This window comes from Streptomyces sp. NPDC017936, assembly GCF_044328485.1.
In the GTDB taxonomy this organism is placed as follows: Bacteria; Actinomycetota; Actinomycetes; order Streptomycetales; family Streptomycetaceae; genus Streptomyces.
On record NZ_JBIRHK010000001.1, the window covers coordinates 225,352 to 247,256 of the forward strand.

Below are 21,905 nucleotides of genomic sequence, written 5' to 3' on the forward strand. Positions count from 1 at the left end.
TCACACGGTGAACCTGACGGCCTCCAGCCAGAACTGCGGCTCCGTCGACCCGCCGAAGATCCAGCCCTTGGGCGACTCGCACGCCAGGCCGCCCCAGTCGTGCTCGCCGAGCTTGTGGTTCTGGCAGACGTTGCCCGACTCGACGCCGATGGTGAAGCCGCTGAGGTTCGGCGCGTCCGCGGCGGCTCTTCCCAGGACCAGGTCGGTCCCGTCGACCGCGCCCGACCACTCGGTGGTCCAGCCGTCCTTCTGGATGAACTCGTTGCCGTTGACCCTCTTCGCGTCCGCCACCGCGATGTTGATGGCCGTGATGGGCCGCCCCTTGCCCTCCTGGCCCGCGGTGGCCCCGTCGCACACGGGGGCCGTCCAGCCGGAGCCCTTCGCGTACACCCGGTAGCAGATGTGCCGGCCGGGGTTCGAGGCGGCCAGCCGCTGAACGGCGTAGGCGGCGGTGTTCGGCGGGAGCTTGGGGGCTGCCGGCGCCTTCACCTGCGCCTCCGCCGTCTTCGGCGTCTCGGCGGGCGTGCTCGCCGGGGCCGAACTCGGCACCGGGTCCGCCTTCTTGACGACGGGGCTCGGCTTGGCGGACGGCTTCGCGGTCGACGGCTGCGGGGTCGGCTCCGCCGGGGCGTAGTCGCCCTTCGGCACCGCCAGGGGCTCCTCCTCGAGCAGCGTGTCGGACCCGGCGGCCACCGCCACGTTGTCCTTCTTCTGCCGCGAGTCGTCCGTGGCCCAGATCAGCAGCGGCACCGCGAGGAGGACGACGCCGGCGATGCCGGCGGCGGCGAGCAGGGGCTTCTTCGGGTTCCCGGACGGCGGTCCGTCCGCACCGGCACCGGCCGCCGCGGTTGCGGTTCCGGCCGCCGCGGTCGCGCCGACCCCGCGGGCCTCGGCGTCCGGGGCGGCCCGGAGAGCGGTGGCCGGCTCTGCGGCGCTCCCGCGCTCCGCTTCCGGCCGCTCCTGCGAGGCGGACGCGACCGGCGCGGTGGCCGTCGCGGCCGGTTCCCCGGCGGCGGGCGCCTCGGGGGCGGCCTCGCTCTCGGGGGTGTCCGGGGCCGGCCGGGCCGTCCCCGCTGCCTCGGGGCCGCCCTCGCCGGGCTCCGGTGCGGCCGTGCGCCGTGCGGCCGGCGCCAGCATCGGGCCGGGGTCGGCCGCCGCCGACCCGAGGGAGACGGCCCTGCGGACGGAGGCACCGCCCGTGCCGTCGGGCCCGTCGGGAGCGGGCGGCTTCTTCTGACTTGCCATCGTTCTCCTAGATCTGTGAGGACTGTGGAGTGGGAACTGGTCGTGCGGTGCGGTCCCCCTCCGCTATCCGTCCTGGCCCACGGGCCCGGAACAGCGCTCCGGCCACTGCGGGTCGTCACCGACGCGGAAGCCCTTGGCGAGCGCCTCCTCGAGGTGCGCGAGGGCCTTGAGGTCCAGCCCGCTCAGTTCCTGCGACCCGTCCATGTAGGCGGTCGCGTTCCCGGGGAGCTCACGCAGCAGCACGACGGACGGGCCCGCGGGCACGGTCCGCACCCCCAGCACCCGGAAACCGGTCCCCGGCACGAAGACGATCTCCTCGTACGGTTCCGAGGAGCCGCCCGGCCGGTCGAGCAGCTGCCGTACCTTGCGCCCGGTGACGGACCAGATCGCATAGCGCACGGGGGCCCCGGAGGGGAGCGCCGAGGCTCCGGCCAGGGCACTGACCGGGGCGGGGTCCTGCAGCAGCGTGCCGGCCGCCGGTTCGGGGCCGTCGGCGCCCCCGCCGCGCAGGGCCACGCCCCGGTAGGAGGGCAGCCGGCGCAGGGCGGACGCCAGGCAGCCGGCGTAGGGCAGCAGGCGCCCCTCGCCGGTGCGCAGGTCCCGGATCACCTCGCGGTGGTGCAACGGCCCTTCCTCCGCGGTGAGGTAGGCGTGCGCGGCGACGAGGTCGGCCCGGGCCGCCTCCAGTTCGTGACCGCGCAGGGCGGGCATCCGGGTGAGCACCCGGGACACGGCGGCGGCGTGCCCCTCCCAGGCGCCGGCCGCGGCGTCCCGGAACGCGGCGCGCTCGGCGGCCCCGCTGACGTGCCCGGGCACGAACGGAAGGGCGGCACGGTCCGGGGCGGGCGCGTCACCGCTCCGGCCCCGCGGTCCCGTCGGCGCCCCGGCACGTACGGCCCGGCCGCCGGCCGCCTCGCCGGCGCCACCGTCCGGCCCCGGACCGCCGGCTCCGGCGCGCGGGCCGGAGCCGGTGCGCGATCCGGCCGCGGAGGCGGGCCGAGCCTCTGGGGCCGCCGGCGCGTCGTCCGACGAGGCGACGGGCCCGGAAGCCCCGGGCCCGGCCCCCGCGGCGGGCCGTCGCTCCGGAAGGGACTCCGAGGACGCCTCGGGCACGGCTGCCCGGCGCCCCGCTTCCCCGGGGCCACCGGCCTCCGGGCGAGAAGCGGGCGGCCCGCCCACGGGCTCCGCAGCGTTCCCGGCCGGCCGGCCGGGAACGTCCCCGTCCGCTCGGCGATCCGGGGACGCAACGGGCTCGGCGCCCGAAGGACCGTTCGCTTCGGCGGTCCCACCGCCCGGGAGGGCGTCCGGGGACGCGACAGGCGCGGACGCCGGTGCCCCGGGCTCGGCGGCCTGCGGATCGGCGGCGGCCGCACCGTCACGGCGTGCCGCTCCGCCGTCCCCGGCAGCGGGCCGGGGAACAGCCGCTCCGGGCCCGTCGGCCGTCCCACCGGGCGGCGGAACCCGACCGGACCCGGCAGCCGAAGCCCCACCCGCGACCGCACCAGCTCCCCGGCCCACCCCGGCACCCGGAACCGCAGGGGTCGCACCCGACCCACCGACCACCCCGCCCGACGGCGAAGCCCCACCGGACCCGGCAACCGAAGACCCACCCGCGACCGCACCAGTCCCCCGGCCCGACGCACCGGACGACACCACCCGCCCGGGCCCGCCCACCCGCGGACCACCCGCAGCCCGGCCAGACCCGAGCCCCACCCCGGCACCCGGCCCGGCGGCGGTCGTACCCGGCTCACCGACCACCCCGCCCGACGGCGAAGCCCCACCGGGCCCGGCAGCCGAAGACCCACCCGCGACCGCACCAGTCCCCCGGCCCGACGCACCGGACGACACCACCCGCCCGGGCCCGCCCACCCGCGGACCACCCGCAGCCCGATCAGACCCGCGCCCCACCCCGGCACCCGGAACCGCAGGGGTCGCACCCGGCTCACGGACCACCCCACCGGGCGGCGAAGCCCCACCGGGCCCGGCAGCCGACGGGCCGGTGGCAGTCCTGCCCGTCCCGGCGGGCGGCAGCGCGGCGGCCGGACCGGGCCCGTGGGCCGCCCGCCCGGGCGGTGGGACACGGCCGGGCTCCGCGGTCGTGACCGGCCGGACGGTCGCCGGGCCGGGGTGCGAGGGCCGGCCGGAGGTGACGTAGCGGATGTTCGGTACGCCGTGTTCCGCGGCCAGGCGGCGCAGGGCGCCGTCGCCCGCCAGGAGTCTGCCGCGGACCAGCAGGGTGGTGCGTGACCTGACGTCGGTCGCGAGGCCCTGCAGGAGACGGGACAGCGCGGGCAGCAGGGAGTCGTCCAACGGCTGTCCCGGCATGCCGAGTTCGACGGAGCACACCTCCGGGTCGACGGCCGGTCCGACCGGCCCGGGGCGGGGCCCGTCCAGTGCCCACAGGGCGAGTCCCGCCCGGGTCACCGTCGCCTGCCAGCGGTCCGTCAGCCGCAGCGTCCCCGGTTCGCCGCCGCCGAGTATCCAGTCGGGCGGCTGGAGTCCGACCGGCCTGGGTATCGGAGCCCGCCCCCGCGAGTCGACCGGCCCGCAGACCACGGACGACACGAACGGCCGCCAGCTCGGCCTGCCGTCCCGCCCGACCAGCGTGGGCCGGGGAGGAGTTCCGGGCGGTGCGTGGTCGTCGAGCAGCGGCAGGCCGGTGAGCACCTCCACCTCGGTTCCCAGCAGGTCGGCGACCGACTGCCCGAGCCGCAGCACATCGCGCCGGCCGCCGGGCGCGAGCCGGGAACGGGCGCGCTCGGCCTCCGGCAGCCCCGCGAGGACGGCGGCCACCTCGTCGGCGGCGACGTCCTCCGCCTGCGGGGCGCCGACCAGCACCGTGAGGCGCTCGAAGTCGACGGGCACGGAGAAGCACAGGTCGTCGGGGGCCGGCCCGGGCGCCTCGGCCGGGCGGATCAGCACGCCCGCCGGGACACGGTCCACGACACAGCCACCGGCCGTGCGTTCGGGCACCCCGTCCAGCGCCTCCTCCCAGGTGGGCGCCGGGGCGCGCCGGCCCAGCCTCCGGGGCCGCGCGCCGGGCGTGAACCGCCACCAGCCGGAGCGGGAGTCGCCGTGGACGAAGAGCGCGCCCCCGGGCGTGATCAGGACGGCCCCGTCCGGAGCCGTCACCTCCAGCTCCCAGGCGTCGGCGATCCTGCGGGCGACGCAGGGCCGGTCCGGCCGGTCGTCACCGGCGCCGGACATGACGAGCCGGACCCGGTCGGTGCCCCGCGCGCGGAGGGAGTCCAGCAGCGCGCCCAGCCGTGCCCAGTGGTCGGCGTCGGGCGCCCCGCCCCCGGCGGCGGAGCCCACGATCACCGTGACGACGTCCCCCTCCCTGCCGACGGCGCCCGCCACCTCGGCCACGACGTCCAGGGGGAACGAGTCGTCCTCGACCGAGCGCACCAGCAGCACGCCGTCGACGTCCTCGACCGGCGGGCCGCCGGTACCCCGGTTCCCGGCGCCGCTCGCGCCGCCTGCCGGGCTCGCCGTGCCGCGGCGGCCCGCACCGGAGCCGGACCTTCGTCCCCGGCCCGGCATCACGGACGACCAGCGGCTCACGCGTCCGTCCCCCGGATCGGGTGGACGGCCTCGGTCAGCACCCGCGCGGTGCGGCCGTCGGCGGCGCCGGCGGGCGGCCGCTCCCCCGCGCCGTCCCGGACCGCGTCGCGCACGGCGTCGGGGTCCAGCAGCATGCTGACCGCGGCCGGGGGGTTCAGATACAGCGCGTGTCCTTCGGGAACACGCGCCAAGAGGTCCTCCACGCCGAGCAGTTCGAAGGCGAAGCGTCCCGCGGTGTGCAGGAACACCGACGAGGTGAACACCGGCACGACCGGCGTCCCGTCCGACGCCGCCGCGCTCAGCGGACCGCCGCCCGGCGCCGTCAGCACGGCCACCTCGCGCCCCACCAGCGCGGCCGGCACCGCCTCGCCGGGCCCGTACCCGGTCGACGCGAGCTGGACGGCGCGGTCCACCTCGTCCTCCGGTTCGGGCCAGCCGAGCGCCCGCGGGGACGGCCGGTACGCGGGGTTGTCCTCCCATGCGACGATCTCGCCGTCGAGACCGGACCGCCACCGGCCGGTCATCGCCCACTCCGGGGGTTTCCCCGCTCCGTTCCACATCGGGTCGACCACCCCCAGCCAGTGGTCCGGGGCGAGGCGGCCCGCCTCACGGATGTCGTCCGGAACGGGCGGGAGCGCCCCGTCCTGTCGGCTCATCTCTGTCCTTGTTCGGTGGATCGGGGCGACGCCGCGGTCCGTGCCGTGTCGCCCGGGTCGTCGTGCCGGAGGAGGTGGCGCGCGGTCGTGGCGTCCGTGACGACTCCGGTGAGCAGTCCGGACCTCAGTGCGGCGCGGGCCGCCCCGGTGCCGCGTCCGCCGGTCGTGACACCGATCAGCTCCGTGACGCCGCGGAGTTCGGCGGCGCTGACCGCGATCGTGCGGGCGTTCAGCTCGGTGGGCAGCATGCGGCCGGCGGCGTCCAGGAGGTGGCCGGCCACCTCGGCGCACGCTCCCGCCTCCCGGAGCGTCTCCCGCTCCCGCTCGGACAGGGCGCCGTACACCGGGGAGTGCGGGGCGTCCCACGCGCCGACGCCGACGACGGCCTTGGTGACCAGGCCGAACCGGTCGAGCGTCTCGGCGGTGGCGGGCTGGCTGCGCAGGACGGCGGCCGTCACCGCGTCGGGCAGGAGGAACGGGGCGTGGAGCGGGAACGCCCCGCCGCCTCCCGCGGCCGCCGTACGGCGGACCGCGGCGATCGCGGAGTCGTGGGCGAGGTCCCGTCCGTGCACCCCGGTCAGCTGGACGACGTCACAGGGCGGCAGCCGGGTGACCGCCTCGCTCAGCGCGTCCGCCACGTGGCTGCCGTCCAGGCCGAGGACGTCGCCCTCCTCGGCGATCTCCGAGAGCAGCCGGGCCGCCGCCGTGCCGAGCCAGCGGTCGCTCCGGCGCCGGTCCGCGGGGGACGCCGTACCGCCCTCGACGCGGGCCAGGTCGACGACGATGCCGTGCCGGAGTCCGAACCGCTCGGTCAGGGCCCGCCCGAGCGGGACGTCGATCTCGGCCGGGACGGTGATGTCGATCCGCACGATCTCGTGGGCCACGGCCGCGTCGAGGAGGCGGGCGACCTTGAACCGGCTGATGCCGAACTCCTTGGCGATCTCCACCTTCGACCGCTGCTCCAGGTAGAAGCGCCGGGCGACGGCGGCGGCGAGGAGTGTGTCGATCGGCGCGGGTAACGCCACCACCTCAGCCGGTTCGGCCATGTCGTCTCTCCGCGCACTCATCGATCGTCAACTTACGTCACTTCTCGCGCTAGTTCATCTGGGTGAAGTGAGCAGCATATGACGGGAAAACGACATCGGAGTGACACCAGAGACCCCGGTGACCGCGGAGACCGGACCCTCCGGTTCCCGAACGGGTCGCCCACGTCAGGGAAGTGAGGGAGCCATTCGGCTCCCCTCCTCCACCCGCGCCTCGGGAGGCCCGTGCCGCGCGGCGTCGACGTGAGCGCGGGGCGGTCCGCGTCGCTCCGGCGGGGGCGACGGGAGCCGGGGCGAGGCCGTGTCGAACCACAGCCGCTCGGGAGTGACCAGGCCCTCGTGGTGCGTCCGGCGTGGTCGCCGCGCCCCACGCCTCGGCGGCGCCCGCCACGGGCGTCGCCTGCCGGCTCGTGGTGCGCAAGAGCGGCATGTGCATCGACGTGCCCGGCGCCTCGACGGCCGACGGGGGCCGCGTTGCAGCAGTGGGGCTGCACGACCAACTCCCCCTGGCAGCAGTTCACCCTCGCGGACGTCGGCAGCGGGCGGTGCCGGATCAGGAACGTCGACAGCGGCCTGTGCGTCAGCGACAAGGACGCCTCCACCGCCAGCGGCAACCCGGTCATCCAGGAGACCTGCACCGCCAACAGCAACAAGCAGTGGGCGTTCCGGTCCGTCGGCGACCGCACCTGGCCCGCCGCGGCGGACGGGTTCGCCTCCACCGGCGGCGGGACCACCGGCGGCGCGGGCGGCACCACCGTCACCGTCAGCACCTACGCCGACCTGGTGAAGTACGCGACCGCGAGCGCGGCCTACGTGATCAGGGTGTCGGGCGCCGTCACCGTCACCCCGTACGGTCACGAGATACCGGTGACGTCCGACAAGACCATCGTCGGCGTCGGCACCTCCGGCCAGATCGTGAACGGCGGGTTCTTCCTCGGCTCCGGCGTCCGCAACGTCATCATCCGCACCCTCACCATCCGCGACACCCGCATGGCCGACGACGATCCCGACGACAAGGTCTACGACTACGACGGCATCCAGATGGACACCGCCGACCACGTCTGGATCGACCACAACACGATCGTCCGGATGAACGACGGACTGATCGACAGCCGCAAGGACACCAGTTACCTGACGGTCTCCTGGAACCGGCTCGGCGAGGTCAACAAGGCGTTCGGCATCGGCTGGACGGACAACGTCACCGCCCGCATGACGATCCACCACAACTGGATCCACGACACCAACCAGCGCAACCCCAGCATCGACGACGTCGCCCTGGCGCACCTCTACAACAACTACCTGGAGAACGTGGCGTCCTAACGGCAACCTGTCGCGGGGGTCGTCGAAGACGGTCATCGAGAACAGCTACTTCAAGAACGTGGCCAACCCCTACTACAACGACACCACGGCCGCGTCCCTCACCCAGACCGGCAGCATCTGCGTCAGCTGCACCGGCAAGGCGCAGACCTACGGAACCACGTTCAAGCCGAGCGACCACTACTCCTACACCCTGGACGCGGCAGCCGACGTGCCCGCCCTGCTGGCTTCCTTCTCGGGGCCGCAGGCCACCATCGGCACCTGAGGACGCGGCGGGCGGCGCCGGGTCCCCGGTGCCGCCCGCCGCGTGCGTACCGCGGTCGGCGCGGCACCGCCCGCCCGGCCGGAGGGCCGGCCTCACGCCTGCCGGGTGGGCAGCACCACGATCTGCCGCAGGTTGACGTGCCGGGCACGGCTGCTGACGTACGCGACGACGTCGGCGAGCTCCTGCGGGGACAGTGAGCCCGTCTCCCGCAGCATGCCGTCGATCTCCTCCCGCAGCGCGTCGCTGTCGATGTGCGTGGCCAGTTCGGTGGACGTCAGCCCCGGTTCGATGTTGGTGACCCGCACGTCCCGCGGCCCGAACTCGGTGCGCAGGGACTGGGAGAGGTACGTCAGCGCCGCCTTGGTCGCCCCGTACACCGCGTAGGTGGGGAACGGGACGTGCGCGCCGATGGACGAGATGTTCACGAGGTCCGCGGTACGGCCGGCGGCGGCCGCGCCGACCAGATCGCCGGTGAAGGCTCGGATCACCCGCAGCACCCCGGTGACGTTCGTGTCGATCATCCGCTGCCACTCGTCGACACGGCCGTCGTCGACCGGGTTGGGCAGCATGACGCCCGCGTTGTTGACGACCAGGTCGACGGCCCCGTACTCGGCGTGGATCCGTTCGGCCGCCGCGTCCACCGAAGCGGCGTCGGTCACGTCGGCGGCGACGGCGAGCGCCCGGCCGCCGTCCGCCCGGATCTTCTCCACGATGCCGTCCAGCCGATCGCGGCGCCGCGCCAGCAGCGCGACCCGCGCGCCCTGTTCGGCCAGCAGCACCGCCACGGCCTCGCCGATGCCGCTCGCGGCACCGGTGACGACGGCGGTGCGGCCGGCCAGGTTCTCGTACGGCATGAGTGCTCCTCGGGGGGAAGGCGCCGGGCGTCTCCCGGCGACACCGACCACTCTGTGCCGCCCGGCCGGCGCTGCCCAGGGCTCCCTTTTTCCTGGGTCCGGCAGTACCAGGCTGGGATCCCGCCGGCTCCCCTACGATCGGGTCCATGGACGGCACCCTCGGAGACTTCCTGCGCTCACGCCGCGCTCGCCTCCAGCCGCAGGAGGTGGGGCTCCCCGCACACGGACGGCGCCGCGTTCCCGGCCTGCGCCGGGAGGAGGTGGCCCAGCTGGCCGGCGTCAGCGTCGACTACTACATCCGCCTCGAACAGGGCCGCGGCCCCAGCGTCTCGGGCGCCGTGCTCGACGCCCTCGCACGCGTGCTGCGGCTGGACGAGCAGGAGCACGCCTACCTCCACGCGGTGGCCCGGCCGTCCGGGCGACGCAGGAGCCGCCGGGCCGCGCCCCTGGTCCGGCCCGGCATCCAGGCCCTGCTCGACAGCATGCACCACACCCCCGCCTTCGTCCTCGGGCCCGCCATGGACGTCCTGGCCTGGAACACGCTGGGCGACGCCCTGAACGGCTTCAGCCGTGTGCCGCCCGCACGGCGCAACGTCGTCCGCCAGCTGTTCCTGGACCCCGACAGCCGCGTCTTCTACCCCGACTGGACGGCGGTCGCCGCCCAGACCGTGGCCAACCTGCGGCTGAACGCGGGCACCCGCCCCGACGACCCCGCCCTGCGCGAACTCGTCGGCGAACTCTCCCTCGAGAGCGAGGACTTCCGCCTCCTGTGGGCCGACCACCAGGTCAAGGCGTGCGCGTACGGCGCCAAACGCGTCCACCACCCCGTCGCGGGCCGGCTGACCCTGCCCTACGAGTCCCTGTCGGTCCCCGCGGAACCGGAGCAGACCCTCGTCGTCTACACACCGGAGCCAGGCTCGGAGACGGCGCAGCGACTGGCCCTCCTGGGCAGCTGGGCCCCGGCTCACACGGTCTGAAGCCGCCGGCACGCGCAGGCCCGGCACGCACGCCGCCGTCGCCCCGGCGCCCGCTCCGTTCGGCCCGCGGAGCGCTGCACGGGAGGCCGCCGGCCCTCGTTCGTTCACGGGGCCACTGTGCCTCGTACTGCCCCGTGCCACCGAACGGTTGTCCGGGGCGGTGCGGCGTGGCCGGCCGCCGAGGGGGCCGGTTCCGACGGCGCCGGCCAAGACGGGCGGGAGTGGTCGCGGACATCAAGAACAGGTGGTCGTCGTCGCTTCCGGACCAGCGCTCCTGATGTCCGCGGCCGGTGCCGACCGCAGCACCGTCATGACCTGCCGCCCGGCGGCTAACGCCCGGGGCGGCGGGCCTGCTTGCGCGCTTCGTCCGCCGTGCTCCGGGCGGACCGGCGGGTCTGCTCGGTGACCTGCCCGGCCTGCTCCCTGGCCTGCTCCCCGGTCGTGCGGGCGGCCTCGGCGGCGGTGTCCTTGACCTGCTGGGCCGCCTGCCGACCGGCTTCGGTCGCGTCCTCCTTCAACTGCTGCGCGGACTCCGTGGCCGCCTGCTTGACCGGTTCCAGGGTGTCGCCCGCACGGTCGGCGATCCGCGTCGCCGCCTGCTGCTCGGCCTGGGAGGTGGGCAGCAGCGACGCGGTCAGCAGTCCCGCGCCGAAGGCGATGAGCCCCGCGGCCAGCGGATTGCCCTCCGTCTGCCGGACGGCTTGCTCCGGGGCCTGCCGTACGGCCTCACCCGCCTGCTCGGCGCCGCGGCGGGCGACGTCGGTGACCTTGTCGGCGGCCTGCCGCGCGCTGTCCGCGGCCTGCCCGGTGGTGTCCTGCACCGAATGGGCGGCCTGCCGTGTGCGGTCGGCGGCCTGGTCGGTGATCTCCGAGGCGGTGCCCATCACCCGCTCCCTGATCCCGGACAGTGTGCCGCGGACCCGCCGGGTACGCCGCCGTACCACCTGGCGGGGGCGGGCGTGGTGAGCCAGCCGGGAGACGTCCTCGGACAGCCTTTCCCGGGTGGTTTCGATGTCGGCCCTCACCTGATCGGGTGCCGTGCCCATTGCGCGTCCTCCTTCAGCGTGTCGATGGTCTGTTCCGGCTTCGATACGGTCCGCATGCGGTCACGGCCCCTGCGGTACAGGACGGCGCCGATCACCGCCCATATGGCGGCGACGATGAGCGCGGCCCAGCCGAGGTCCATGACGTTGGCCAGGGCGAACATGGCCGCGAGCGTGAGGAGCAGGGCCACCATGTAACCGGCGAGTCCGGCTCCGCCGTACATCCCGGCGGCCTTGCCGGCTTTGGTCGCCTCCTGCCGCACCTCGGCCTTGGCCAGTTCCACCTCCTGCCGGAACAGCTGCTGCACGTCCGACGTCACCGTCGCCAGCAGGACCCCCACCGACGTGTCCTGCGGATCCTGTCCCGGCTGCTGCGGGGACCGCGGCGAGAACGAGGACATCTCATGCCTCCCGGTAACCCTGCGGGTCAGGCGCTACGGCGTCCCCGGGCAGTCGCTGCTCACCCTGCGCCGACGGGGGCGGTGGGGCGAGAGGCTGCCCGACGGGCGGGGCGAAGGGCTGTTCGACGGGTGGGGGCGGGGCGAGGGGCCGCGTCGACGGACTCGGACCGCCGCCGGCCCTGCTGCCCGCCTTGGCGAGCCGGCCGGCCGCGAACCCGGCCAGTACCGCGCCGCCCAGAAAGGCACCCGGGCGTCGGCGGGCGAAGTCCTTCACGTCGTGGACCAGGCCTTTCACGCCCCGCTCGTCCATGTAGTCGGCGGTGCGGCGACCGCGGTCGGCGGCCTGCGTCACCAGGCTCTTCGCCGGGGAGTCACCCTTCGTGTGGTCCGCGAGATCGGCCAGGTCGTCCGCCCACTGCCGCAGGGCATCCGCCCCGCGCTGCATCTGGCTCTCCGCCTGCTCCGTCACCCGCTCACGCAGGTCACCGGTCACCGCCCCGGCCTGCTGCCTCGCTTCACCGGCCAGGGCCGCGGCCTGCTCGGCGGCCGTGCCGGCGACCTCGCCCGCGGCCTCCTTGACCTGCACGGCCGTGGCCGACGCCTCCTGTTTCGCCGTCTGTCCGGTCTGCTGGGCACGCCCGGCATGCACGTTCGCCGTCTCGCTCATGAGTCCTCCTCGCAGCGCCGCCCCGTGCCTCTCGGTGAGGCAGCAGGACCGTCCGCTTCGTCGGTACACGCCCCCACCGCTGGGCGGAGCAGACCGGGAAACGTCACGTCACCGGCCCTTCGAGCCCAGCCCCCTCTCTCCCTTCCTCGACTAACCATGACCGGAGCACAAAAACAGCAAATGCGGCAGGAAAAGGATTAATCGGACTCACGTGGAGGCATGGGCTCCTCGTGAGCGCGCATCGTGTCAGGAGCTGCTGCGGGGCCCTACGCCCCGTCCCGGCTCGCCGCCCACCGGCCCGCGACCGCGGCTCCCCTCACAGGGCGCCGGGTCCGTCGGCGCACAGTGCGTGGTCGATCAGGGTGCTGGCCGCGTTCTCCTGCTCCAGGATGTGCTCCGGGGTGTCGCCGCGTGCCTCGGACAGGGAGACCACGACGCTTCGCCCGCCGTCGTCGGTGACGCCGTTGAGGGTGATGTAGCCGCCGTCTCCGCCCTCGTGGCTCCAGTAGGTTCCTCCGCAGCTCAGGGGACGTTCGACCAGGCCGAGCCCGTACCGCCCGCCGGGCCACAGCTGTTGGACCTCGGCGCTGACGGGGACGGTCCGCTTCATCTCGGCCAGTTGCCGCGCCGGGAGCAGGCGGCCCGCGAGCAGCGCGCGGAGGAAGGCGTTCTCGTCCCGCGTGGTCGTCACGAACGAGAGGTTCTCGTGGTCCACCGGTATCTGGTCGGTGACGTCGACCCGGGAGCCGGGACCGAAGAGCTGGTAGGCCCGGGCGTGCGGCCGGGGCAGGGTGGGTGACGTGCCCGTCCACCGGGTCCGGTCGAGGCCGAGCGGGCGCAGGACGCGGTCTTCGACCTCCTGGTGGGCGGGGTGGCCGGTGACCTTCCGGATGACCATGCCGAGCAGGACGTAACCGGTGTTGGAGTATCCCCAGCCCTCGCCGGGCGGGAAGTCCGGCGCGTGGGCCATGGCGCGCGCGACCAGCTGCTCGGGGCTGTGGATGTCGTGGCGCTGCTGGTAGTACTCCCGCGGCGTGGTGTATCCGGGCAGGTCGTCGTGGATGCCGCTGGTGTGCTGGAGGAGTTGGCGGAGGGTGATGCGGCCGCCGTCGTTGCCGTTGCCCCGCACGACTCCCGGCAGCCGGTGGTCGACCGGTTCGTCCAGGGACAGCCTGCCCTCGGCCTCCAGTTGGAGGACGACGGTGGCGATGAGCGTCTTGGACGTGCTGGCCATGCGGAAGTAGCCGTCGGAACGGACCGGGCGGCCGGTGTGCAGGTCGGCGGTGCCGCTGGTGGCGACCGACTGCCGGCCGTCGGGCGCGACGGCGCGGGCCTGCACACCGCTGACACCGAGGGCGTGGATCGCCTCGGTGTCCCGGCGCAGCTGTTCCAGGGTGGAGGAGCCGGCGGGCCGGGCGACGGCGGTGGCCGCCTCCGCGGCGAGCAGCGTGGCGACACCGACCGCCAGGGCGAGGCGCTTCCGCAGGTGTGACGTCATGGCTGCACGCTATGGTCGCCCCCCGACGGGGCACGATCCGGTGCACCCCAGCATCCGCCCGGGGGATGTCCCCCGGCGCGGGCCGCTCGTCGCTCCGGCGCCGACCCGCCGGCCGCGGTGTGACGGTGTGCCGCTCCGCCCGCCCCGGCACCCGCGGGTGCCGGGGGGCGAGGGGCACGTCGGCGGGGCCGGGCGCCCCGGCCGTCCGCCGCCACCGCGCGCTCGGGTCCGCGCTCCCCCGCCGCTGCGGCCCGGCCTCGGGGCGCCGACGAGGTCCGCCCGGCTCGCCGCCCGGCTCGCCGCCCGGCTCGCCGACCGGCTCTCCCACCGGTCACGAAGCGGTGCTCGCGGCGAGGGACCGGAGCAGGGCGTGCTGGCGGCGGACCTGGTCGCGCCCCCGGTAGGGTTCGCGCCGGCCCTCGTACTCGCTGGAGAGCCAGCCCTGCCAGCCGGCCGCCCGCAGGGTGGCGACGATGCCGGGCCAGGGCACGTGCAGGTCGTGGAGCCGGTCGTCGATCTCGAAGAACTTGGCCTGGATGAAGTGCACGTGCGGCAGCACGTCGACGAGGTCGCTCATCGGGACGGCCAGCGGTTCCAGGAACGACGGGCGCTTCTTGCCCTCGAAGCCCTCGTGCCCGTCGTCGACCGGGGCCGTCTGGAAGATGCCCGTGTCGATGAGCAGCTTGAAGTGGTCGCTGCCGGTGCGGTCGATGAAGTCGAGGTACGCCTGGGTGACCGGGTGCTTGATCGGGGTGGGGCTGTGGATCTCCGGGCAGATGACCACGTCGAGGTCGGCGGCGAGACCGAGGACCCGCTCGACGGCGGGCCGCCAGATCGGGTGCGGGTCGAGTTCGGGGGTGACGACGCCGAACTTGGGGCGGATCGAGGTGAAGCCGAGCAGCTTCGCCAGGCGCAGGTCGCGTTCGAGCTGGGCCCGGCCTTCCTCGGCGGTGAGGTCGCGGTCGCGCCACATGGCGGTGTCGACCCAGGAGCCGAAGTTCGTCGGTGTGAGCCCGTACCGGTCCAGGAGCCGGTGCCAGGTGTCGATCCAGGCCGGGTCGGGGTGCGGGTAGCCGGGGATGTTGCCCTCGCCGAGGATCTCGATGCCGGTCGCGCCCAGGTCGGCGATGTCGGCCATGGCGTCCTCCAGCGTCATGGAGGTGCAGAGGTCGCCCGAGTAGCTGTAGAGCGAGACGCCGTAGCGCAGTCCGGGCGTCGCGTCGCCCCCGGGCACGATCGTGGCCGTGGCGGCGGAGCGGAACACGGACGGGCCGGCGACCTCGGGGATGTAGGGCCGGCGCAGGTGGACGGCGACCTCGACCTGGTGGGTGCCGGCGCCGAGGCCGCCCGGGTGGGGGACGAAGAGCGTGGCCGGCTCGTCGAGCTGCCACCGTACGTCCGTGGAGGCGCGCAGTTCGTCGAGGGTGAACGTGCGGCCCTGGAGCGTCCAGCGCTGCGCCTCGCGCGGGAACGCCCGTCCGTCGACGGTCACGTCGGCACCGTCCACGAGGCTTCCGGCGACGCCTCGGTAGTTGGGGTTGCGCAGGAGGAGCTGGAAGCCCGTGACCTCGGTGCCGTCGGTCGTGTTGCGGAAACCGCGCTGCTGGATGATCGGGCGTTCGAGCATGGACGTCGTCCTTCGTCGCTGGGTGGGGCTGGCGGGTGGTGGTGGGGGGTGGGGGGTGGGGGGTGGAGGGGGCGGTCACGGCCGTGCGGGGCCGACCGCGGGCGGGCCGCTTCCGTGCGGGCCGGCCGGGGGATCGGGCAGGGCGGGCCCCGGCCGGGGGATCAGGCGGGGCGCTTCTCGAGGTCGTAGAGCCTCATGAAGGCCGCCTGCACCAGGCACAGCACGGCGGGCAGGCCGACGAAGGCCCACTCGATGGCCTGGCCGGCCTGGGCGGAGACGTGCTCCGCGCGGTATCCGCCCCAGCTCAGGGCCCAGGCGAACAGGGCGCCGCCGAGCGCCGTGCCGACCTTGGTGGCGAAGCTGTATCCGGCGTACAGCAGGCCTTCGTCCCGGCTGCCGGTGAGGACCTCGTGGTGGTCTACGGTGTCGGAGACGAGCGCCGGGGCCGCGACCAGGCCGAAGCCGCCGAGCAGGTTGGCGAACAGGAAGACGGCCAGGAACGCGGCCGGCTGTCCGTCCAGGAAGAACAGGCTGACGTACAGGAGTGCGGTGGCGGCGAGGCCGAGGTTGATGCCGCGGCGCTTTCCCGTGCGGCGCAGCACCCACGGGGTGACGACGGATCCGGCCAGGGCGGAGAGCGAGAACGCCAGCAGGATGTAGCTCGTGGCCCAGGCGTCGTCGAGGACGTCGCGGGCGTAGTAGACGGCGCCGGCGGTGATGACGCCCAGGCGCACGAAGGCGACGAGGGAGGCGGCGCTCACGCCCAGCCAGTGGCGGTTGCGGGGCAGCGCCGCCAGGGCGCGCCGGGTGGTGACCTCGCGCGGGGCCGGCGCGGCGGGGCGTTCGCGGCACAGCAGGGCGACGATCCAGTACAGCAGCGTGCCGGCCGCGCCGAGGACGATCGCCATGCCGGTGAAGCCGCGGGCCCGGTCGGCGCCGCCGAGGGACGCGACGAGCGGCATGACGGCGAGGGAGACGGTGATCAGTCCGAGCGAGGCGCCGACGAACCGGTAGCCGCTCATCTTCAGGCGGGTGTCGGCGTCGTCGGTGAGCATGGGCAGCATCGCGCCGTAGGGGACGTTGACGAGCGAGTGGCTGATGCCGACGACGACGAAGGTGCCCGCCGCCCAGACCGCCGCGGTGGTGCCGCTGCCGGGTGAGGTGAAGGTCAGGGCGAAGGCGGCGCCGAGGACGGGTGCGGCGAAGATCAGGTAGGGGCGGGCGCGGCCGAAGCGGCTGCGGGTGCGGTCGACGGCGAGGCCGACCAGCGGGTCGATGACCGCGTCGGCGACGCGGCCGATCAGCAGGATGGTGCCGGCGGTGGCGGCGGTCAGCGCGGCGACGTCGGTGTAGTAGTACAGCAGGAAGGCCGTCAGCGTGGTCCACGTCAGGTTGGACGCCAGGTCGCCGAGCCCGTAGCCGAGCTCCGCGGTCCGGGTCAGGGGAGGCCGCTCGGCGGCGGGTGGGGTGGCCGTGTCGGCGGCGGGTGAGGGAACGGCACTCATCGTCGAGTCCTTCGGGAGACAGAGGGCGTGCCGCCGCGACGCGCAGAGGGCGGGAGACGGTGGGCGGCTGCCGATGACTGCGGGCGGGCCTCGTCCGGAGCCCGCTCGCTGTCGTCGGAACTTATGCACGCCATCAACAGAAGTCAATGGCCGTGAGCGCTTCATATGCCCGTCATAGCCATTGCCGATGATCGGGTGCGGGCCATCCGCGGCGGCGGCCCCGCAGCCGCCGCCGTCGCACCGCTCGCCGGTCCGCCGGCCCGCCGACGGCTCAGACGCCGCCCACCAGACGGTCCGGCTCCACCGCCGAGGGCCGCCCGCCGGGCGCCCAGGCGGCGAGCGCGTCCGCCGACAGCAGCGCGTCGACGGCGAGGTGGGCGCCGCCCGCGACCCCCGCGGCGCCGCCGGCCGCCGAGGCCCGGACGGCCAGGTCCGCCGAGGCCAGGGGCAGGGCCCGGCTGCGCACGGTGTGCTCGACGACGCGCAGGAAGGTGTCCCCGCCGGTGACGGCGCCCCCGCCGAAGACCAGGACGTCGGGGTTGTAGAAGTTCACCAGGGCGGCCATGAGGCTGCCGATGCGCTCGGCGGCCCGGGCCACCGCGGTCAGGCACCAGGCGTCGCCCTCGACGACACCGCGCCCGATGTCGGCCGGAGTGATCTCCCCGGTGGCGCGGTGCACGTCGGCCAGGAAGCGGCTGCGGCCCTCGTGCACGGCGGTGACCGCGTCCCGGGCCAGCGCCCAGCCGCCCGCGAGCGCCTCCAGGCAGCCCGTGCGCCCGCACCGGCACATCACGGAGCTGTCCTCCAGGACACGGGCGTGCCCGATGTCGCCGGCGGCGCCCTTGCTGCCGCGGTGGACCCGGCCCCGGCTCACCACGCCGGCCCCGATGCCGGTGCCGGCCTTCACGAAGATCATGTGCTGCTCGTCGTCCAGGCCGGTGGTCCTGGCCTCGCCGAGGGCGAGCAGGTTGGCGTCGTTGTCGACCCAGACGGGGACCCCGTGGCGGCCCTGGAGCCGGCCGCGGACGTCGAAGCCGTCCCAGCCCGGCATGATCGGGGGCTGCGAGGGCCGCCCCGTCGCGAACTCGACCGGGCCGGGCACGCCGATCACGACGGCCCACAGCCGCCCCCGGTCGCGCCCCTCGAGCAGGTCGTCGAACTGCTCGTCGAGGAAGTCGAGCGTCTTTTCGGGTCCGCGGGCGACCGGCCACTCCAGATGGCGGTGCTCCAGCACCGCCGCGTCGAGGTCGGTGACCGCCACGTCCAGGGCGGCGGCACCGAGGACGGCCGACAGCACGAGCCCCTCCTCGGACCGGAAGCGCAGCCGCCTGGGCGCGCGGCCCCCGCTGGACGGGCCGACGTCGGCGTCCTCCAGCAGGCCGAGCGCCATGGCCTCCTCCACCCGCTGGGAGATGACCGTGCGCCCCAGCAGGGCGGTCGCCGCGAGCTCCGGACGGGTGCGCGCCCGGTTCCGGCGCACCAGGCGCACGACGGTGGACAGGGCCTCGTACTGATCGATGGCGGTGGGCGGTCGGCGTGACATGCCGCCATCATTCCGCACTTCCGCCGGGAGGGAGCACAGGGTTGACGACTTTTGCATGTGGCGTGCAATAGTGCTGTCGTCAACGCTCCACTCGAGAAGCCGGAGGCTGCCATGACGCAGCAGATGCGGGCCGCGATCGTAGGGACCGGATTCATGGGATCCGTGCACGCCCGCGCCGTCACCGCGGCGAACGGCCGGGTGCGGCTGGTCGCCGGCAGCTCCCCCGCACGCGCCCGCGACCTGGCCGCGTCCGTCCCCGGCGCCCGGCCCGCCGACTTCGACGACGTCCTGGCCTCCGACGTGGACGTCGTCCACGTCTGCACGCCCAACCACCTGCACCACGACATGGCCCGACGGGCGCTGGAAGCCGGCAAGCACGTGGTCTGCGAGAAACCCCTGGGCCTGACGGTGAAGGAGGCGGCCGACCTGGCCGACCTCGCCGACCGCACGGGCCTGGTGGCGACCGTCCCGTTCGTCTACCGCTTCTACGCCTCCGTGCGGCTGGCGCGCTCGCTGATCGCGGCCGACGCCCGCGGTCCGTGGCTGCTGCACGGCTCCTACCTCCAGGACTGGCTCGCCGCCCCCGACGCCGACAACTGGCGCGTGGACACCGCCCGCGGCGGCGCGAGCCGGGCCTTCGGGGACATCGGCATCCACTGGTGCGACCTGATGGAGTTCGTCACCGGCCGGCGCATCACCGCGCTCCAGGCGACCCTCGGCACCGCCCACCCGGTGCGCGCGGGCCGCCCGGCGGCCACCGAGGACGGCGGCGTGATCACCTTCCGGACCGACGGCGGGGCGCTGGGCTCCCTGGTCATCAGCCAGGCCAGCGCCGGACGCAAGAACCGGCTGTGGTTCTCCTTCGACGGCCCCGACGCCTCCTACGTCTTCGACCAGGAGCACCCCGAACGCCTGTGGATCGGCGGGACGGACGCCGACCGCACGCTGACGCGCGACCCCGCACGGCCCGGAGGCCGGCCGCGGGCGCTGCCCGCCGGGCACCCCCAGGGCTACCACGAGTGCTTCGCCGACTTCGTCGCCGACACCTACGCCGCCGTCCGGGGCGACATCCCCGACGGCCTGCCCACCTTCCGGGCCGGACTGCGCGCCGCCCGCCTCACCGAGGCCGTGCTCGCCTCCGCCACCGACGGCTCCACCTGGACGGAGATCCCCCGATGAAGCTCGGAATGCTCACCGCCTGCCTGCCCGGCCGGCCGCTGGAACGCATCGCCCCCTGGGCCGCCGCGACCGGCTACGAACGCCTGGAGGTCGCCGTGTGGCCCGCCACCGGCGGCCGCGCCTTCGAGGCCGCCCACATCGACGTCGCGCACTTCCACGCCGGGGAACGCGAACGCGTACGGAAGGTGCTGCGGGAGACCGGGCTGGAGATCTCGGCCCTGGCCTACTACGAGAACAACCTCCACCCCGACCCCGCCCGCCGCGCGGAGATCCGCACCCACCTCAAGCACGCCGTGGACGCCGCCCAGGCCCTCGACGTGCCGTACGTCGGCACCTTCGTCGGACGCGACCCGACCCTCAGCGTGCCGCAGAACCAGCGCGAGGCCGAACGCGTCCTGCCCGAACTCGTGGACTACGCCGGCGAACGCGGCGTACGGCTGATCATCGAGAACTGCGTGATGGAGGGCTGGCACCCCGACGGCCACCCGGGCAACATCGCCTACTCCCCCGAGCTGTGGGAGTGGATGTTCTCCCTCGGGCTGTACCTCAACTGGGACCCCTCCCACCTGATGTGGCTCGGCATCGACCCGCTGGCGACCATCGCGCCGTACGCCGACCGCATCGTCCACGCCCAGGCCAAGGACATCGAGATCGACCCGGTCGCCCGCAACCGCTACGGGTTCTTCGGCACCACCGCCAAGAACGGCGACCCGTGGGCCACCGGCTGGTGGCGCTACCGGGTGCCCGGCCGCGGCCAGGTCGACTGGGCCCGCGTCGTCGACCGGCTCTACGAGAGCGGGTTCACCGGCACGCTCTCCGTCGAGCACGAGGACCCGCTGTGGGGCGGCACCCCGGAGAAGGTCTGCCGGGGCCTGACCATCGCGCACCACACCCTGCGCCCCCTCGTCACCGGCTGACCCGCCCGCCTGCCCGCCACCACCGACCGGAGCCGCCCCATGTCCCTGCCCACCCGTCCCTCCTACGACCTCGTGGTCGTCGGCAGCGGCCCCACCGGCAGCACCTACGTCCGCGAGATCTGCGAACGCCACCCCACCGCCCGCGTCCTGCTGCTCGACGCCGGCCCCCGCCTGACCGACCGGCCCGGCGCCCACGTCAAGAACATCCCCGACCCCGACGAGCGCGCCCGCGCCCAGCGCGCCGCCGAAGGCCCCGGCCCCGCCGGCCGCCCCGGCACCCGCCTGCTCGGCACACCCGACCTGCCCGCGGCCGCCGTCTCCACCAACGTCGGCGGCATGGGCGCGCACTGGACCGGCGCCTGCCCCCGCCCCGGCGACGGCGAACGCATCGGCTTCATCCCCGCCGACGAGATGGAGGCCGACCTCACCCGCGCCGAAGAACTCCTGCACGTCGACCCGCACGCCTTCGACGCGGCTCCCTTCGCGCAGGAGGTGCGCGACCGGCTGTCCGCCCTCGTCGACGCCGGCCGTCCGGCCCACCGCCGAGTGGCCCCGATGCCCCTGGCCGTCACCGCCCGCCCCGACGGCGCCCACGCGTGGAGCGGCACCGACGTCGTCCTCGGTCCGGCCGCGCACGACGAACGCGTCGACATCGCCGACCGCTGCCTGTGCCTGCGCGTCGTCATGGACGGCGACACCGCGGCCGGCGTCGTCGTGCGCGACCTGGTCACCGGTGAGGAGACCGGTGTCGCCGCGCGGGCGGTCGTCGTGGCGGCCGACGCCCTGCGCACCCCGCAGCTGCTGTACGCCTCCGGTGTCCGGCCCCCCGCGCTCGGCCGCTACCTCAACGACCAGCCGCAGATCGTCCACGCCGTCCGGCTGCCCGACGAGGTCGTCGCCGCCCACCGGGCCGTCACCGGCCGCACCCGCGACGAGGACGGCGCCATCGTCCCCCAGAGCGGCGTCAGCTGGGTCCCCTACACCGACGCGCACCCCTTCCACGGCCAGGTGATGCAGCTCGACGCCTCACCCGTCCCCCTCGCCGAGGGAACCGGCGTCGCACCCGGCGCCGTCGTCGGACTGGGCTGGTTCTGCGCCAAGGACATCACCCCCGACGACCGCGTCGAGTTCAGCGACACGGAGACCGACGTCCACGGCCTGCCCGGCCTGCGCGTCCACTACCGCCACACCGACGCGGACCTGGCCGTCATCGAGCGGGCCAAGAGGGCCGTCGCCGAGGCGGGAGCGGCCGTGGGCGTCCCCCTGGACGGCTCCCCCGTCCTCCTCCCCGCCGGCAGCTCGCTGCACTACCAGGGAACCACCCGCATGAGCCCCGCCGACGACGGCACCGGCGTCTGCGACAGCCACAGCCGCGTCTGGAACACCCGCGGACTGTGGGTCGCCGGCAACAACGTCATCCCCACCGCGACCGCCTGCAACCCCACGCTGACGTCCGTCGCCCTCGCCGTCCGGGGCGCCCGGGCGCTCCTCGACCACCTGCGCACCACGGCCGAGCGGGCCCGGACCACGGACCCGACGGGCGTCCGCACCCGCTGAATGCGCGGCGGGAGCCGGTGGGACCCTCCTCACCGGCCCCGAGTCCG

The 21,905-nt window shown here is 75.0% G+C and carries 18 protein-coding genes; 6 read left to right on the top strand and 12 right to left on the bottom strand.

What is annotated here, in order from left to right; all coding sequences use genetic code 11:
* The 4 genes from ACH4F6_RS00925 to ACH4F6_RS00940 all read right to left on the bottom strand — a co-directional run bounded on the left by ACH4F6_RS00925 (position 1) and on the right by ACH4F6_RS00940 (position 6,511).
* Positions 1-1,245 carry a hypothetical protein gene (locus tag ACH4F6_RS00925; protein WP_397957661.1) on the bottom strand — a complete coding sequence of 415 codons (1,245 nt, stop codon included), beginning with the start codon at positions 1,243-1,245 and terminating at the stop codon, positions 1-3.
* Between the two features lie 63 nt (positions 1,246-1,308).
* Positions 1,309-2,061 carry a hypothetical protein gene (locus ACH4F6_RS00930; RefSeq protein WP_397957662.1) on the bottom strand — a complete coding sequence of 251 codons (753 nt, stop codon included), beginning with the start codon at positions 2,059-2,061 and terminating at the stop codon, positions 1,309-1,311.
* Positions 2,062-4,805: 2,744 nt separating this feature from the next.
* Positions 4,806-5,465, bottom strand: a complete 660-nt coding sequence (locus tag ACH4F6_RS00935) for a type VII secretion system-associated protein (protein WP_397957663.1) — start codon at positions 5,463-5,465, stop codon at positions 4,806-4,808.
* Positions 5,462-6,511, bottom strand: coding sequence for a sugar-binding transcriptional regulator (locus ACH4F6_RS00940; RefSeq protein WP_397957664.1), 1,050 nt, complete (start codon positions 6,509-6,511; stop codon positions 5,462-5,464). Before ACH4F6_RS00940 ends, ACH4F6_RS00935 begins: the two co-directional genes overlap by 4 nt.
* Positions 6,512-6,982: 471 nt before the next feature.
* Between ACH4F6_RS00940 and ACH4F6_RS00945 the strand changes: the two genes are divergently transcribed.
* Both ACH4F6_RS00945 and ACH4F6_RS00950 read left to right on the top strand, forming a co-directional pair.
* Entirely contained in the window at positions 6,983-7,828 is an 846-nt protein-coding gene (locus ACH4F6_RS00945; protein WP_397957665.1) for an RICIN domain-containing protein, read from the top strand.
* Positions 7,829-7,886: 58 nt separating this feature from the next.
* Positions 7,887-8,090 (top strand): hypothetical protein, encoded by a 204-nt coding sequence (locus ACH4F6_RS00950; protein WP_397957666.1) that lies wholly within the window; start codon positions 7,887-7,889, stop codon positions 8,088-8,090.
* 92 nt (positions 8,091-8,182) lie between these two features.
* Here the strand turns inward: ACH4F6_RS00950 and ACH4F6_RS00955 are convergent, their stop codons facing one another.
* The gene (locus ACH4F6_RS00955; RefSeq protein ID WP_397957667.1) at positions 8,183-8,944 is read right to left on the bottom strand and encodes an SDR family oxidoreductase; all 762 of its coding nucleotides are present in this window, start codon (positions 8,942-8,944) and stop codon (positions 8,183-8,185) included.
* Positions 8,945-9,090: 146 nt separating this feature from the next.
* Between ACH4F6_RS00955 and ACH4F6_RS00960 the strand changes: the two genes are divergently transcribed.
* The gene (locus ACH4F6_RS00960) at positions 9,091-9,921 is read left to right on the top strand and encodes a helix-turn-helix transcriptional regulator (RefSeq protein ID WP_397957668.1); all 831 of its coding nucleotides are present in this window, start codon (positions 9,091-9,093) and stop codon (positions 9,919-9,921) included.
* 329 nt (positions 9,922-10,250) lie between these two features.
* On the opposite strand, the gene ACH4F6_RS00965 is transcribed toward ACH4F6_RS00960, so the two are convergent.
* The 7 genes from ACH4F6_RS00965 to ACH4F6_RS00995 all read right to left on the bottom strand — a co-directional run bounded on the left by ACH4F6_RS00965 (position 10,251) and on the right by ACH4F6_RS00995 (position 18,205).
* Entirely contained in the window at positions 10,251-10,967 is a 717-nt protein-coding gene (locus ACH4F6_RS00965) for a DUF3618 domain-containing protein (protein WP_397957669.1), read from the bottom strand.
* Positions 10,943-11,365, bottom strand: a complete 423-nt coding sequence (locus ACH4F6_RS00970) for a phage holin family protein (protein ID WP_397957670.1) — start codon at positions 11,363-11,365, stop codon at positions 10,943-10,945. The genes ACH4F6_RS00965 and ACH4F6_RS00970 overlap by 25 nt, the downstream gene beginning before the upstream one ends.
* 1 nt (position 11,366) lies before the next feature.
* Positions 11,367-12,032 carry a hypothetical protein gene (locus ACH4F6_RS00975; protein ID WP_397957671.1) on the bottom strand — a complete coding sequence of 222 codons (666 nt, stop codon included), beginning with the start codon at positions 12,030-12,032 and terminating at the stop codon, positions 11,367-11,369.
* A 316-nt stretch (positions 12,033-12,348) separates the two neighbouring features.
* Positions 12,349-13,530, bottom strand: coding sequence for a serine hydrolase domain-containing protein (locus ACH4F6_RS00980; protein WP_397957672.1), 1,182 nt, complete (start codon positions 13,528-13,530; stop codon positions 12,349-12,351).
* 331 nt (positions 13,531-13,861) lie between these two features.
* Complete coding sequence (locus tag ACH4F6_RS00985) at positions 13,862-15,157, bottom strand: DUF6379 domain-containing protein (protein WP_397957673.1); 1,296 nt, start codon at positions 15,155-15,157, stop codon at positions 13,862-13,864.
* 161 nt (positions 15,158-15,318) lie between these two features.
* Positions 15,319-16,662 carry an MFS transporter gene (locus tag ACH4F6_RS00990; protein WP_397957674.1) on the bottom strand — a complete coding sequence of 448 codons (1,344 nt, stop codon included), beginning with the start codon at positions 16,660-16,662 and terminating at the stop codon, positions 15,319-15,321.
* Between the two features lie 271 nt (positions 16,663-16,933).
* The gene (locus tag ACH4F6_RS00995) at positions 16,934-18,205 is read right to left on the bottom strand and encodes an ROK family protein (RefSeq protein WP_397957675.1); all 1,272 of its coding nucleotides are present in this window, start codon (positions 18,203-18,205) and stop codon (positions 16,934-16,936) included.
* A 111-nt stretch (positions 18,206-18,316) separates the two neighbouring features.
* Between ACH4F6_RS00995 and ACH4F6_RS01000 the strand changes: the two genes are divergently transcribed.
* From ACH4F6_RS01000 to ACH4F6_RS01010, 3 genes are read left to right on the top strand one after another with little or no spacing between them, the layout of a single operon-like run.
* A complete protein-coding gene (locus ACH4F6_RS01000; protein ID WP_397957676.1) occupies positions 18,317-19,384 on the top strand; it encodes a Gfo/Idh/MocA family protein in 1,068 nt (355 codons plus the stop codon).
* Positions 19,381-20,301 carry a sugar phosphate isomerase/epimerase family protein gene (locus ACH4F6_RS01005; RefSeq protein WP_397957677.1) on the top strand — a complete coding sequence of 307 codons (921 nt, stop codon included), beginning with the start codon at positions 19,381-19,383 and terminating at the stop codon, positions 20,299-20,301. The genes ACH4F6_RS01000 and ACH4F6_RS01005 overlap by 4 nt, the downstream gene beginning before the upstream one ends.
* A 39-nt stretch (positions 20,302-20,340) precedes the next feature.
* On the top strand, positions 20,341-21,858 hold the full coding sequence (locus tag ACH4F6_RS01010; RefSeq protein WP_397957678.1) for a GMC oxidoreductase: 1,518 nt from the start codon (positions 20,341-20,343) through the stop codon (positions 21,856-21,858).
* Positions 21,859-21,905: the final 47 nt, after the last annotated feature.

Bases quoted from the DNA above. Each gene is read 5' to 3' on its own strand.
- ACH4F6_RS00925 (WP_397957661.1), bottom strand. From the start codon at position 1,245: ATGGCAAGTCAGAAGAAGCCGCCCGCTCCCGACGGGCCCGACGGCACG.
- ACH4F6_RS00935 (WP_397957663.1), bottom strand. From the start codon at position 5,465: ATGAGCCGACAGGACGGGGCGCTCCCGCCCGTTCCGGACGACATCCGT.
- ACH4F6_RS00940 (WP_397957664.1), bottom strand. From the start codon at position 6,511: ATGGCCGAACCGGCTGAGGTGGTGGCGTTACCCGCGCCGATCGACACA.
- ACH4F6_RS00955 (WP_397957667.1), bottom strand. From the start codon at position 8,944: ATGCCGTACGAGAACCTGGCCGGCCGCACCGCCGTCGTCACCGGTGCC.
- ACH4F6_RS00960 (WP_397957668.1), top strand. From the start codon at position 9,091: ATGGACGGCACCCTCGGAGACTTCCTGCGCTCACGCCGCGCTCGCCTC.
- ACH4F6_RS00965 (WP_397957669.1), bottom strand. From the start codon at position 10,967: ATGGGCACGGCACCCGATCAGGTGAGGGCCGACATCGAAACCACCCGG.
- ACH4F6_RS00970 (WP_397957670.1), bottom strand. From the start codon at position 11,365: ATGTCCTCGTTCTCGCCGCGGTCCCCGCAGCAGCCGGGACAGGATCCG.
- ACH4F6_RS00975 (WP_397957671.1), bottom strand. From the start codon at position 12,032: ATGAGCGAGACGGCGAACGTGCATGCCGGGCGTGCCCAGCAGACCGGA.
- ACH4F6_RS00980 (WP_397957672.1), bottom strand. From the start codon at position 13,530: ATGACGTCACACCTGCGGAAGCGCCTCGCCCTGGCGGTCGGTGTCGCC.
- ACH4F6_RS00985 (WP_397957673.1), bottom strand. From the start codon at position 15,157: ATGCTCGAACGCCCGATCATCCAGCAGCGCGGTTTCCGCAACACGACC.
- ACH4F6_RS00990 (WP_397957674.1), bottom strand. From the start codon at position 16,662: ATGAGTGCCGTTCCCTCACCCGCCGCCGACACGGCCACCCCACCCGCC.
- ACH4F6_RS00995 (WP_397957675.1), bottom strand. From the start codon at position 18,205: ATGTCACGCCGACCGCCCACCGCCATCGATCAGTACGAGGCCCTGTCC.
- ACH4F6_RS01000 (WP_397957676.1), top strand. From the start codon at position 18,317: ATGACGCAGCAGATGCGGGCCGCGATCGTAGGGACCGGATTCATGGGA.
- ACH4F6_RS01005 (WP_397957677.1), top strand. From the start codon at position 19,381: ATGAAGCTCGGAATGCTCACCGCCTGCCTGCCCGGCCGGCCGCTGGAA.
- ACH4F6_RS01010 (WP_397957678.1), top strand. From the start codon at position 20,341: ATGTCCCTGCCCACCCGTCCCTCCTACGACCTCGTGGTCGTCGGCAGC.